Source organism: Parapedobacter lycopersici, assembly GCF_040395035.1.
GTDB lineage: Bacteria > Bacteroidota > Bacteroidia > Sphingobacteriales > Sphingobacteriaceae > Parapedobacter > Parapedobacter lycopersici_A.
The window spans coordinates 1-12,836 of sequence record NZ_JBEBRB010000072.1 but is presented as its reverse complement, the minus strand read 5'-3'; the positions used below and the strand labels follow the sequence as shown (position 1 = coordinate 12,836).

13 protein-coding genes are annotated in these 12,836 nt (G+C 49.7%); 2 read left to right on the top strand and 11 right to left on the bottom strand.

Annotated features, from left to right (window positions below; translation table 11 throughout):
- The 5 genes from ABWO75_RS11730 to ABWO75_RS11710 form a co-directional block, all read right to left on the bottom strand.
- On the bottom strand, positions 1–829 hold an 829-nt coding region (locus ABWO75_RS11730), incomplete at its 3' end, for a DUF2911 domain-containing protein (RefSeq protein WP_353185753.1).
- Positions 830–919: 90 nt separating this feature from the next.
- Complete coding sequence (locus ABWO75_RS11725) at positions 920–2,167, bottom strand: glutamate-5-semialdehyde dehydrogenase (protein ID WP_353185751.1); 1,248 nt, start codon at positions 2,165–2,167, stop codon at positions 920–922.
- A gap of 9 nt (positions 2,168–2,176) precedes the next feature.
- Entirely contained in the window at positions 2,177–3,211 is a 1,035-nt protein-coding gene (gene proB, locus ABWO75_RS11720) for a glutamate 5-kinase (protein WP_353185749.1), read from the bottom strand.
- Positions 3,212–3,531: 320 nt separating this feature from the next.
- The gene (locus ABWO75_RS11715; protein WP_353185747.1) at positions 3,532–4,974 is read right to left on the bottom strand and encodes an amidohydrolase/deacetylase family metallohydrolase; all 1,443 of its coding nucleotides are present in this window, start codon (positions 4,972–4,974) and stop codon (positions 3,532–3,534) included.
- 136 nt (positions 4,975–5,110) lie between these two features.
- On the bottom strand, positions 5,111–5,665 hold the full coding sequence (locus ABWO75_RS11710; protein ID WP_353185745.1) for a GNAT family N-acetyltransferase: 555 nt from the start codon (positions 5,663–5,665) through the stop codon (positions 5,111–5,113).
- Between the two features lie 296 nt (positions 5,666–5,961).
- On the opposite strand from ABWO75_RS11710, the gene ABWO75_RS11705 reads away from it, so the two are divergent.
- Both ABWO75_RS11705 and arr read left to right on the top strand, forming a co-directional pair.
- Positions 5,962–6,414 carry a VOC family protein gene (locus ABWO75_RS11705; RefSeq protein WP_353185743.1) on the top strand — a complete coding sequence of 151 codons (453 nt, stop codon included), beginning with the start codon at positions 5,962–5,964 and terminating at the stop codon, positions 6,412–6,414.
- Between the two features lie 356 nt (positions 6,415–6,770).
- Positions 6,771–7,184 (top strand): NAD(+)--rifampin ADP-ribosyltransferase, encoded by a 414-nt coding sequence (gene arr, locus ABWO75_RS11700; RefSeq protein WP_353185757.1) that lies wholly within the window; start codon positions 6,771–6,773, stop codon positions 7,182–7,184.
- A gap of 23 nt (positions 7,185–7,207) precedes the next feature.
- Here the strand turns inward: arr and ABWO75_RS11695 are convergent, their stop codons facing one another.
- The 6 genes from ABWO75_RS11695 to ABWO75_RS11670 form a co-directional block, all read right to left on the bottom strand.
- Positions 7,208–8,077: an ATP-grasp domain-containing protein gene (locus ABWO75_RS11695; protein ID WP_353185741.1), complete on the bottom strand. Its 870-nt coding sequence runs from the start codon at positions 8,075–8,077 to the stop codon at positions 7,208–7,210.
- Between the two features lie 269 nt (positions 8,078–8,346).
- Positions 8,347–9,312, bottom strand: a complete 966-nt coding sequence (locus ABWO75_RS11690) for an alpha/beta hydrolase family protein (protein WP_353185739.1) — start codon at positions 9,310–9,312, stop codon at positions 8,347–8,349.
- A gap of 126 nt (positions 9,313–9,438) precedes the next feature.
- Positions 9,439–10,833 carry an MBL fold metallo-hydrolase gene (locus tag ABWO75_RS11685; RefSeq protein ID WP_353185737.1) on the bottom strand — a complete coding sequence of 465 codons (1,395 nt, stop codon included), beginning with the start codon at positions 10,831–10,833 and terminating at the stop codon, positions 9,439–9,441.
- A gap of 42 nt (positions 10,834–10,875) precedes the next feature.
- Positions 10,876–11,391 (bottom strand): DUF6691 family protein, encoded by a 516-nt coding sequence (locus ABWO75_RS11680; RefSeq protein WP_502922403.1) that lies wholly within the window; start codon positions 11,389–11,391, stop codon positions 10,876–10,878.
- Positions 11,392–11,395: 4 nt separating this feature from the next.
- Positions 11,396–11,956 (bottom strand): YeeE/YedE family protein, encoded by a 561-nt coding sequence (locus ABWO75_RS11675; RefSeq protein WP_353185735.1) that lies wholly within the window; start codon positions 11,954–11,956, stop codon positions 11,396–11,398.
- A gap of 89 nt (positions 11,957–12,045) precedes the next feature.
- Positions 12,046–12,836, bottom strand: a 791-nt coding sequence (locus ABWO75_RS11670) for a sulfite exporter TauE/SafE family protein (protein WP_353185733.1), incomplete at its 5' end; no start/stop codon positions are given.

Sequence of the window (12,836 nt, the reverse complement as noted above, 5' to 3'; positions counted from 1 at the left end):
TTACCTGGCCATTCAGCTTTACGTATTCCGGATTGTTCTGCTGTTTGGCAATCTCAATACCCTGTGTTGCGGTTGCAACGGCACCCGCCTTATCGCCTGCCTTGAGTTGGATCCGCGCCTTCCAATACTTGATATAGGGAACCGGTGCCGACGCTTTATCGGCTTCATTCACCCATTCGAGCGCCTTTTGAATATCTTTATTATTGGTATAGTAATATTGGGCGGCCAGAAAAAAAGGTTTCGTTTCACCGTTCATGGCCTGGTCGATTGAGGCCATAATCTCGGCATCCTGATCGACCGTCAGATCAACACTGATTTTTGTCTTTTCCCACGCGATATCCAGCTTTGCACTTTGAGGCTGCACATCGGAAAAGGACATGGTAAAGGTTTCTGTTGCTTTATCCAACTGCTGAGGCTTAACCTCGAAGCGGAAGAGGTCTTCATCTTGGTTATAGCTGTACGCGCCCCATTGTTGACTGTTTTTACTGAAGATGACCGTCCACCGATCTTCACCCGGTATCGTCAGCAGTCCGTAGGTTCCGGCATCCACCTGTCTGCCGGCAACGGTTACAGGCGTATCAAACGTAATGCTTGGAATGCCGTTAGCACCGGTACGCCACACCTCGCCGTAAGGTGCCAGATCCGTAAATACCGCTCTGCCATTGGTATTCGGACGACTGTACGTAAGCGTTATGGTACTGATGCCCAAGCCTTGGATCACTGTTTGGGAACTGCTGGCCGGTGGTAATTTCAGCTGTGCTGCTACTGGCTGACCGCTTATGGTAACTGCAAGGGCAATCATTGCCGCGATAATTAGTGGTTTTTTCATAGGCCCGAATCTAATGAATATCGTTAAGTAACCACCCACGCTACGGAAAAATTACAATCCGGGCGCGATAACGGCAAGCACGGCTTCCGGTTACCGGATCTGGCCGTCGCCCCGCACCAGCCATTTTTCGGTAACGAGCTTCTCCAACGCAAACGGACCGCGGGCGTGAAGCTTCTGGGTGGAAATGCCGATTTCAGCTCCCAGGCCAAACTCACCACCGTCGGTAAAGCGCGTGGAGGCGTTGGCATATACTGCAGCAGCATCCACCGCGTGCAAAAACGTATCGATATGTTCCTGATCGGTAGAGACAATGCATTCGGAATGCTTGGAGGAGTATGCTGCAATGTGATCCAGCGCTTCTTCCAGGCCATCAACAACTTTAACGGAGCACTTCAGGTCCAGAAACTCCCGGCCGAAATCAGCTGCTGTGGCATGCTGCAGGTGGGGGTATCCCACTTCCTCGAGCTGCTGGAAGGCCTGGGGGTCGGCGTACACTTCCACCTGATGTTCGGCAAGATAAGGAGCCAGTTTGGTAAGTAAAGGACCGGCGACCTGTTGATCTACCAATACGGTATCCAGCGCATTGCACACCGATGGACGCGATATCTTTGCGTTGGCAACGATACGGGCGGCTTTATCGAGGTCGGCAGTTTCATCCACATACGTGTGGCATACGCCGGCACCGGTTTCGATGACGGGTACTTTGGCGTGTTCCCTGACAAAATCGATCAGTGCCTGCGATCCGCGGGGAATCAGGATATCCACATAATCCTTCGCCTCAAGCAGCTCGCCCATCAGTTCGCGGGCGGTAGGAAGCAATTGCACAATATCGGGGTTGATGCCCGCCGCTTCGACAGCTTGCCGGATCAATGAAACGAGGTAGCTGTTGGTAAACCAGGCGTCCGAACCGCCACGCAGCAGGCAGACATTGCCCGACTGGATGCATAACGCAACCACGTCGACTGTTACGTTGGGCCGCGACTCATAAATGACGCCAACCACGCCGAGCGCTACCGACCGCTTTTCGATTTGAAGGCCGTTTTCAAGGGTTTTCTGAAGCAACACCTTATCGGTCGGGTCTTCCAGGTTGGCCACGTCGATCACGCTGTCGGCCAATGCCTGGATGCGGTCGCCGGTAAGTTTCAGCCGGTCATACTTGGCATCCTGCGGATCCATGCGATCCAGGTCCTTTTTATTTTCGGTGATTATGGCATCCTGATGGTCGACCAATAGTGTGGAAATAGCTTGCAGAAGCTGCTTTTTCTGAGGCAACGTCAGCATGTTCATCGCTTTCTTCGCCTGGCGTGCCTGTACCAACTGTTGTTTTATGCTATTCATCGGTTGTTGTTATAAGAGGACGATGTCGTCCGCGTGTGCAATTTCGATATTCTTTTTGTCTGTGGTGTTTTCAATCACCGCTGATTCGATCTTGGATTTGGCCACAGCATGTACGAGGCCCTGTTCGTCCACGATCTGGAACACCTCGCCTGTCATGAAGCCGCCGATCACATCAGTGACTCCAACGGCGAGCAGGCTCCGGCGTTTTTTTAACGCCTCCAAGGCGCCTTTGTCGACCATTACCTTACCGGAAATGAGGCTGCCGGTGGCCATCCACTTGTGGCGGGATGATACCTTCTTGGGCTGTGGTAGGCAGCGGGTACCAGTTGTACCTGCCACGGCTTTCAGAATGGCATCTTCGGTGCGCATGCTGAAAATGACTGCCTCAATGCCCAGCTGATTGGCTAATCTGGCGAAATTCAGCTTGGAGGTCATACCGCCGAGCCCCACTGCCGATTTTTCTTTTCGGGCTAACGACAGGGCCTGCTTGTCAATCACCGGAATTTCGCTGATCACCTGTCCGGCTGCATCCAGTACTCCGGGTACTGAAGTGCTGAACAGGATCTTTTCGGCACCGAAACCTACAGCGATGAGTGTAGCGAGCTCGTCGTTGTCGGAAAACTTCAGTTCCTTGTTGCTGACCACATCGTTTTCATTCGCAATGGGGACAATGTGATTTCTCCACAGGGTTTCATAGGTGTTCTTCAATTGGAGAAACTGGTCGCGGTTGGCAAAATGCTGCCGCTCACAGAGACTCTGTGCCAAGGCGATTTTGTACGGCCTGAAATGCGTGGCATAAATGCCAATCAGGAGGGGATTGCCAATTGCCGCAGCGGCTTTGCGCTCCGGCAGTGTACCCTTGTAACGCGGGATATAGGCCTTTCCCGCCGCCACAGCGCCGGATGACACGAGTACAACATTGTAATGTTCCTGCAGTTTGGCCGTCTGCCGCGCTATCTCCGTGATAATCTGTTCATCGACTGATCCGTCTGCCGTAGTAATTGCAGCAGAACCAAATTTGATGACAATGACGGGTTTCTTCATGAGCCATGGATAATGCCTGCTAATTTCGTAAATTTTAACCGGATTCCGGGGGTTTTTGTGCGGACAAGCTGCTTTTCTTAATTACATACCCCCGCACAAGTATTCCATGGGTCATTATCGGCCCGATGTGGAGTTGCTGCCTTATTTTGAATTTATTCTATATTCGGTTAAAATGATTGCGTGTATGCGGCTTTTAAGAACTGGAACTTCGCAATGCGTATCATCTCAGAGGAACTCGATTCCATGGCGCCGGCGGGGAACATACATAACAAAAAGGCGGATAAGTAACCTTATCCGCCTTTTGAACATATAACAATTTTTTATAATTGCTGTGCAGCGACGGGTACCCGGGCCAATGCTGGCCTGTGTTCCTCATCGACATCACTATGGGCTCTTCTTGGAGGCTGCGGAAGGTTAATCGGTTTAATACGACCATTCAGGTTGTACTCTACGTTTCCGCCGCGAATGGTGATTTCATTGACGATACGTTTGGTACCGTCAACGTAACCGTCATTACCCCAGAAGCCAAACTTACCGTCGCGGACTTCAAAAATGGCAATATCGGCAACTGCACCTTCTGAAAGGTGGCCAAGTTCAGGCCGTTTGATTTCCTGTGCCGGCTCCCACGTACTTGCTGCCACAACATCCTGTAAAGGCATACCCATGGCCATGAACAAGCCCATAATATTCTGCATATCTTTCATAGCCGTGTTCATGCTGTTGATGTGCTGATCGGAGCTGATGGAGTTCGGGAGAAATCCAGCTTTGAAAGCGGGAGTGGCTCTGCGAAAAGTAAAGCTGGAACCACCGAATCCAACATCAAAAATAACCCCTTTTTCACGGGCTGCAAGCACGAAATCCTTTACGGTTCCGTCTTCATTCATCAGATCCCTGCCGTAGATATGTGTAAAAATATCGCCAGGACGGAACAATTCCATTGTTTTTTCTGAAAGCTGTCCGTCAAGCATGAAGATACCGTCCATTATTCCGGCAGCCTTAATGCCTTCCCTGATCGGCACCAGGTTACCGTCGGGCTTTCCGGTATTGCCGTTGCCGTAGTGTGCATTTTTTACCCCTACAATAATATCGGGATATTTCAGTCCCATTTCTCCGGTTTTCTGCGCGTCTATCTCCGCTTCGTTGTTCTCGCCTTTGCCGTCCATACCGGTGCCGATAATATTCAAAAACGCAAGCACACGGGTTTTTGACACATCAATGGTCTGTCTTTTAAATTTCTCAAAATCCCGCCAGCCTGAGCTTCCGGCATCCACCACGGTTGTTACTCCTGTGCGAAGCGTAAAGCCATCGGGCTGTATGCCATTGGGACCGTCTTTGTAGTTAATGCCACCCATGTTGGTTCCCCAGAAATTGTGGGTGTGGATGTCAACGATACCGGGCGTTACGTATAGGCCAGTGGCATCAATTACCTGCACAGCCAGGTCCGGGTCGATATTTTTTGCGACCAGGGCAATATGGCCTTCGGTGCCTTTTACAGCTGGACGCGCCGGTTCGGCCGGACGGTCTGGCCGCCCATTGGTGCCGGGACGTGCGGGTTGTGCATCCCGCGCCTCCATGGAAGGTGTCCATCCGTTATCGATCGCGATATCCATCACTTCATCGATATTGTTCTTGGGGTCAATTACGTGACCTCCTTTGATCACGTATTTGTACGGCTTAGCGGGAGCGGCCGCCGGCTGTTGTGCTTTTACGCTGATACTGAATAGAAACAGCGATGCCAGCACGGGTACGAATATTTTTTTCATTGTTTTTGGTTATATTTTCAAAGCTAATATAGCTATACCAGTCCTTGTTGCAAACAGAATAGCTTTTTGGCAGTATTTAAGTTACAAAAGGGTAAAATCCTACCGGTTCAAAACCAGGTTGCGAACGACCGGCAAGTTAGGCCCTTATCCACTCTTCCTTTAGCAAGCCCGTTATGCATTCATCCATGACTGCACCGTTTGCCAAGGAGATGTGGGCCTTTCTTCTTACGCCTTCAACTTTATACCCCAATTTTTCCTGCATTTTAAAAGACACTTCATTTCCTTTAAAATAACCGTTTTCCAAACGTCTTAACTTCAAGTCTTCAAAGGCAAACTCAACCCGCTTACCAAAAGCTTCAGCTCCGTACCCCTGGCCATGAAACTTATCGTTTAGCCAGATACCACCACCGGCAGTACCCTGGGAGAAGTTGATCTTATCAAGGCTTACACCGCCAATGACTTTTTGAGCTGATTTAAGTTCAATGGCCAAATGATAGTCGGTTCTTTCCCTGCCGTTACCTGAACTATTGAGGCAGTACTGTATCCACTTTTCAGCGTCGGCAACGGTATATGGGTGTGGGACATAGGCTAGCCATTTCACTACATCCATATTAGATAACCCTTCTACTAAATCATCAATGTCGGTTAAATTCCACTCTCTTAAAATCAATCGGTTTGTTTCTAATATCATCGTTATGCGTCAATGGGAATGATGTAAAGTGCTTCAAAAATAAAGATCACAATTTTTGACACCAAATGATATGCAGAGATATCATCAATACGGTTGTGAAAATGCTGCTGCCGTCATATAGCGGGGAAGTTGCTTCTATTCCAGTTGCTATATCGAAAATGAATAAAAACGAGGACTGGCGGCGTGCGGTGTCAATCGGGTCCCCGCTGAAAATATATCTTGGTTTGCAAACCCTCATCTACTACTTTTGTTAGTAACCCGAAAGCTGACGCACGAATTACTTAAAACGAAAAACCATGGCAAACAACAAATTACTCCGGATGGACAACGTCGGAATCGTTGTAGAATCACTCGACAAGGCCATTTCTTTTTTTTCAGAAATAGGCCTGAAGCTCGAAGGACGGGCAACAATTGAAGGTGAATGGGCAGGCCGCGTTACCGGGCTGGGCAATCAGCATGTAGAAATCGCCATGATGGTGACACCGGATGGGCACAGCCGGCTTGAACTTTCGCAGTTCCGCACACCACCTGTCATTTCAGACCATCGCACTGCTCCGGTGAACGCGCTCGGCTACCTTCGTGTCATGTTTGCGGTTGAAGACATAGACGAGCTGATATCCAGGCTCAGCGAACACGGCGCGCAGGTCGTTGGTGAAGTGGTTCAGTACGAAAACGCCTATCGGCTTTGCTATATCCGCGGAGTTGAGGGACTGCTTATCGGGCTGGCAGAACAACTTGACAATAAATAAGACTTACCACAGCAAAATAATGAGCGATGGAATTTAATCCAAACAACAAGGTTGTGAAATTATGTATCCAGGGAATGGGCCTGGAAGAAAAAGGTAGACCGAAAGAAGCGGGCAGCATATTTCTTCAAGCCTGGGATGAAGCAGCAAACGACTTTGAAAAATTTATTGCCGCACATTACGTCGCCCGGCATCAACAAAATGTTTCCGACAGATTAAAATGGCTCGAAACAGCTTTACAGCTTGCATTGAAACTAAATAATGACGCTGTTAAAGCGGCCTTTGCTCCGTTATATACAAGTATTGCTAAATGCTATGCCGATTTGAGCGACCTTGACAACGCCAAAAAGAATAATGAACTGGCGGATCTGGCTGTGCAAAATCCAACTGACAAGGGTCCATTTTATCACGGCACGAAGGCGGATCTGCGTGTCGGCGATCTGCTGACCGCAGGTTACGGTTCAAACTACGATCCGAAGCTCACCATGAACCACATTTATTTCACCGCTTTGGCTAATGGCGCCGGGCTTGCAGCTGCACTGGCTAAGGGCGATGGGCGTGAGCGTGTTTATATCGTTGAACCAACAGGCAGCTTTGAAAATGACCCCAACGTTACGAACAAAAAATTTCCGGGCAATCCAACACGCTCCTATCGCACGGATGCACCTTTGAAAATTGTCGGTGAAGCTACTGACTGGGTGAAACAAACAACCGAGGAACGTCAAAAATGGCGTGAAAAGCTGGCAAATAACAAAGGAGAAATTATTAATTGATACCCAATATCCCTGATAACGGTTCAAATCAGGGCCCGCAAAGCCTGGTAATAATTTTCCAGTAACCTGTCATCGCCATTGAAAAACAAATACGGCTCGATCAATTCCAATTCCATTAAAACAAATGAATTGTTTACAATGACACCATCTACTCTTGCGTAGAGCGTAGCTTGCGGCAGGTGCTTTAAATAAGTCCCTGCCTGCGCAACATGCAACGCGTTGGGGGCCGGATAACTAATGCTGCCGCCGTGGTGATGCTGTACTCTGAAGTCATCCTTTTTAGGCGTTTTTAATACACAATGACTGTATCTACCATTAAAAAACAGAAAAGACCATTCGCCGCTTTTAATTTCCTCCACAAACGGTTGTACAATATAATCTGCTACCTTAATAAGCTGTGCGATTTCGTCTAACTGTTCGTGATAATTATGTTTATCAACGGTTATGGTATTTTGTGCCCCTGCACTTACACTGGGCTTTAACACCAGTTTATCCGTACCGAATGCTTCAAAGAAATGAGGGTCAAATAGGGATCCCCTTTCCAGGTATTCAGCAGGAATTACCGAAAGTCCTTTTTCTGCAAGGTCTTTCTGGTATAGCTTATGGCTGTTCCATTTGATAATTTCTGTCGGGTTCAATACCTGGACGCCCAGTTTTTCCAGGCTATCCAGCCACATCAGAAATGCTGTCAAATGATTATGGTAGTCCCAGGGAGATTTGACGATGGCCACGTTAAACTCGCTCCAGTCTACCGAACGATCATTCCAGATCGCGGGGACCGCGTCTAACCCTTTACCTTTCAAAAACTCAATGAGGTCTACGTCTTCATCATCGGAAGTACCCTGTGTGAATTTTTCCTGTTTCTTATAACTGACTACGGCAATTTTTATCATTGTGTTATCCTGATTAGGTATGTTTCCACCTGCCCCACAAATTTATGCCAATATAAGCTTTAGAATAAAATACCATTAGCTAAAATTCCGAAAGGAAAAACGGACTGTGTTTACCGGAAGATGGAATCCGATGGCTTGGCTGTAGCAGCTGTTGGCTCATAAATGTCCATTTTCGGACAGCTGGTGTACGCTCTTGAACGACTATTTTTATCAAAAAGTTGCTTTCAGCAACACGCTTATCGGTAGGCAAAACAGAATAGAACCTGGCTTTAATTATGCGCAATAAACCCGATAACCTCATCCACGACCCTTTGATGTACCGCTGACCGGTCAATATTTTCGGCATCCCGGAAATAGACAGGGAGCTGCTCTTTTTGTAAAGCCGATCCCTCGGGTAAGAAAATATAATGTCCTATATCGCCTTCCAGTAGGACATACTCGGATGTATGGATCAATTGGTGGTAATGGGCGGCATTAGTGGCCACAGGAGCTATCTCATCTGCTTCGGCCCCGATAATAAGCAATGGCCGGTCTATCGCCTTAAATTGTTCTTTGCTGCCAAAACCAAGTCCCCAGGCAGGTGCAAGCGCAACAAAATAAGCTATCCTGCTGTCTTTTAAGCTATCGGGCGCCTCACTAAAATCGACGTCATCGACATATTGCATCAGGTCCGCGAGTTCCGGAATGGCTATTTCCCTTTCATACTTAGGATCCGTTATGTTCGAAAACAGCAACTCGGTATCCATAACCGCTCCCGCCAGAGCAATGGAGGTATACCCCCCGAACGAAAAGCCAATCATACCCACGCGACTGAAATCGAGCCTATCTTTAAACTCCGATTGTTCCAGATAATCCAGCACAAACGAGATGTCCAGGGGCCGCTCCCAGTACCGTAGAAAGTAGGCCGGGATGATGCTTTCCGAACTATTGCCATAATGCTCAACAGACACGACAAAAAAGCCCTGTTCAACGAGGCTGCTGGCAAGCCACGAAAGACTGAACCGGTTGCCTCCCGTACCATGCGACAGCAGGACGATGTGATGTTTTGCGGGGTCAACAGCACCGATACCCACCTGCTGATCCGCTGTGCCCGCATCCGAGGGCGCCCAGTAGGCAATGGTGACAGGCCGGTTTCTGGAAGAATCGTGGAGTTCGATGGTGATGCCTGATTTTACCTGGGCATAACCAAGGAATGCAGTAAGCGAAAATGTAAGTAGCAAAAATATAGGCTTCATAGCATAGGAAGACAATCGATGGCCTAAATATACTTTAAATCAGCAATAATGCGTAACGCATTCGCTAAATTTTGCTTTATGGCTACGCGGTTTAGGCGGTGTCCATTAAAATTGCATAACACGTCCCTACGCACAGCTGATCAGCTGGTTCGTGGCCGACCAGGCCGCCATACCGCCTGAGAAGTTCTTTACATCCTTGAAACCGTTGGCTGCCAGCAATGCCTGGGCAATGGCCGAACGGGCACCCGCCTGGCAATGGATGACGAGCTGTTTGCTGCGATCCAGTTTTTCCAGGTTATCCGCAAGTGTACCGACAAACAGGTTAATGGCACCAGGTACATGTCCCGCGGCATATTCAGTGGCGCCGCGCACGTCAACTACCTGAATATCATCCCGGCCGAGCAAAGACTTAAACGTGTCAATATCGATAATATCGCGGGTTTCCAATGCCAGTCCCAGGTCACCGACCGTTGGAATGTATCCAATGATACGGTCTATACCGATACGCATAAGTTTGCGCGTCAGGTCTTCAATCTGCGCATCGTCAGCTACCAGCACGAGCGTTTCATCGTATCCAACCAGCCATCCTACCCACGTAGCGAACGAAAGACTGTTCTCCACGCCGAGGCTGCCGGGAATGGCACCTTTGGCGTGCATGTCCTTCGGGCGGGCGTCAATAATGCGGGCACCATCCCGGTATGCCGAAAGGAATTGTTCTTTGGTGAGCCTGGGGTGCTTTGGCACTTCGGTCAACAGCGGGCGGTCCACCTTATTCTGTTTTTTCATCGTGGCAAAATACCGCGGCGGTTCGGGCTGACCGGTCAATAGATAATCAACGAAGCCCGGTTCATCGTTTTCAAAGCGGAACGCCCAGTTCCGTATCAACTCATATCCCACTGTGGTGCTGGGTACCGCACCCAGGGCCTTCCCACAGGCCGATCCGGCACCGTGACCCGGCCAGACCTGCACATAAGGTGGCAGTTCACTGAATTTCCGCAGCGACCGAAACAATTCACGCGCGCCGATATCCTGTGTACCCACCAATCCCGCGGCCTTTTCCAGCAGATCGGGGCGGCCTACGTCGCCCACGAAAACAAAGTCGCCGGTAAAGAGCATGACCGGCTCATCCGTGGCCGGATGGTCGCGCAGCAGGAAACTGACGCTCTCGGGCGTATGGCCGGGTGTGTGGATGACCTCCAGGGAAAGATTGCCCACTTTGATAACACTTCCCTCCCGAAGTCCTTCGTGCGGGAATTCGTATTGCCAGTCCGGACCACCCTCGTCCGAAAGATGCATAGCGGCTCCGGTCAGCGCCTCAAGCTCACGGGTACCGGAAAGGAAATCCGCGTGGATATGCGTTTCAGTAAGGTGCGTAATACGCAACCCGTTTTGCTTCGCGATAGCGAGGTACGTATCTACATCACGCTTGGCATCGATGACGATGGCCTCTCCGGTCGCCTGACAGCCGATCAGGTAGCTGCCCTGCGCGAGTGATTTGTCATAAATGTGCTGGAAAAACATGATTTTTTAATTTGTCTTAGCTGAATATTGAATGAATTATGCTTAATGGGGCAGGTTGTCCCGCAGTTTACCGTACAGCCAGGTACCCGCAATTGCGCTGAGCAGCACCACAGCCACCACGGTGGCCCCTGTGCCAATCTGCACGAACAAAGGGCCTGGACAGGCGCCGGTAAGGCCCCAGCCCAGTCCAAAGAGCAGCCCCCCGTAAATCTGCCCTTTGTTGAATGTTTTCGGCGTAAACGTAATGGGCTCACCGTAAATGGTCCTGATATTAAACTTCCGGATCAGCCATACGGATAGCATACCCACCATGACCGCCGATCCGATGATGCCGTACATGTGAAACGACTGAAACCGGAACATTTCCTGGATGCGGAACCAGCTGATGATTTCCGCCTTTACGAAAACGATCCCGAACAGAATTCCGACCACCAGATACTTTATATTGTGGTACCACCGATGCTGTAACTGCGATTCATTGACGCACATGGTATCCTGTCTGCGCACTTCCGAATCCGAATGGTTCAAGGCTGTATTGCTTGTTATTGAATTTTTCATTGTGTTATCCTAAAATCAGTGGGAGTAATACATTCGCCATCAGGAACCCGCCGGCCATGAAGCTTAGGGTGGCGACGAGCGAAGGCCATTGCAGGGTACTCAACCCCATGATGGAGTGACCGCTGGTGCACCCCCCTGCATAACGGGAGCCGAAGCCGACCAGAAACCCGCCACCAACCATCATGATAACGCCTTTTGTCGACAACAGGTAATCCCAGTTATAGAGCTGCTGCGGCACCATGGAACTGTAGTCGTTGATGCCGTACCCGGCGAGCTCGGCAACGAGGGAAGCGTTTACCTCAATCGGCTGGGGATTGGCTAGCCACAAACTGGCGACGATACCTCCGCCGAACGCACCGATCACGAAAAACAGGTTCCAGAATTCCTTTTTATAGTCGTATTTAAAAAATTTGATGTCCGAGGGAAAACACATGGCGCAGGCATGGCGCAGATTAGCTGAAATACCGAAATGCTTATTTCCAAGGATCAGGAGTACGGGAACCGTAAGTCCCACCAACGGGCCGGCAATATACCATGGCCAGGGTTGTTTTAACCATTCCATCATATGCGTTAATTGATTTTCAAGTATCATAATACAAAGGTACTAACGATCACTGCTCCGATTGGTGACTTACATCACTTTCAGCCAGTATTTTAACAAAGGAAGAGTTCATTAATCAAAATATAAACGCTCATCAGCAGCACAAACCACCCAAAACCTTTCTGCAACCGGTGGCTGGGTACCCTGGCGGAAACGCCATTACCTACGTAGAATCCAAGGATAGCCAGGCCGGTGACCAGCAGCAGGAACCCCCATTCAATGGGCATATTAGTCACATCACCGGTAAAACCCAGCAGCGACTTGGCGGCAATGATCAGCAGTGATGTGCCAACGGCCTTTTTCATGGATAGCCTGCTCAGCAGCACCAGCGCCGGGATGATCAGGAATCCGCCGCCGGCCCCGACCAGTCCCGTCAGCGAACCGACGAGAACACCCTCCAACAGGATCATCGGATAATTGTATCGTATGACCGCATCATCAGGACAATCCCTGCACGGTTTCTTACGGATCATGGAAATGGAAGCCGCCAGCATCATCAGCGCAAAGAGCAGCATGACCGCCACGGGCTTGCTTAAAGCGAAACTGCCTACGGTAAAGACCGGGTCCGGAATCGACGGCACCAGGTACTTGCGCGTAGCGTACACCGTAATGATGGATGGGATGCCGAATATGACGGCTGTTTTAAGGTCTACCAGCCCTTTGCGGTATTTTGGCCAGGCGCCCACCAGGCTGGTAGCCCCTACAATAAAGAGCGAATAAGCCGTTGCCGTAATGGGCGGTAGGCCAAACAGGTAAACCAATACGGGAACGGTGAGTATGGAGCCACCGCCGCCGATCAGGCCGAGGGCAATACCAATAAATAATGAAGCCAGATAACCAACGA

Bases quoted from the DNA above. Each gene is read 5' to 3' on its own strand.
- ABWO75_RS11685 (WP_353185737.1), bottom strand. From the start codon at position 10,833: ATGTTTTTCCAGCACATTTATGACAAATCACTCGCGCAGGGCAGCTAC.
- ABWO75_RS11725 (WP_353185751.1), bottom strand. From the start codon at position 2,167: ATGAATAGCATAAAACAACAGTTGGTACAGGCACGCCAGGCGAAGAAA.
- ABWO75_RS11675 (WP_353185735.1), bottom strand. From the start codon at position 11,956: ATGATGGAATGGTTAAAACAACCCTGGCCATGGTATATTGCCGGCCCG.
- ABWO75_RS11705 (WP_353185743.1), top strand. From the start codon at position 5,962: ATGGCAAACAACAAATTACTCCGGATGGACAACGTCGGAATCGTTGTA.
- ABWO75_RS11680 (WP_502922403.1), bottom strand. From the start codon at position 11,391: ATGAAAAATTCAATAACAAGCAATACAGCCTTGAACCATTCGGATTCG.
- proB (WP_353185749.1), bottom strand. From the start codon at position 3,211: ATGAAGAAACCCGTCATTGTCATCAAATTTGGTTCTGCTGCAATTACT.
- ABWO75_RS11715 (WP_353185747.1), bottom strand. From the start codon at position 4,974: ATGAAAAAAATATTCGTACCCGTGCTGGCATCGCTGTTTCTATTCAGT.
- ABWO75_RS11710 (WP_353185745.1), bottom strand. From the start codon at position 5,665: ATGATATTAGAAACAAACCGATTGATTTTAAGAGAGTGGAATTTAACC.
- ABWO75_RS11690 (WP_353185739.1), bottom strand. From the start codon at position 9,312: ATGAAGCCTATATTTTTGCTACTTACATTTTCGCTTACTGCATTCCTT.
- ABWO75_RS11695 (WP_353185741.1), bottom strand. From the start codon at position 8,077: ATGATAAAAATTGCCGTAGTCAGTTATAAGAAACAGGAAAAATTCACA.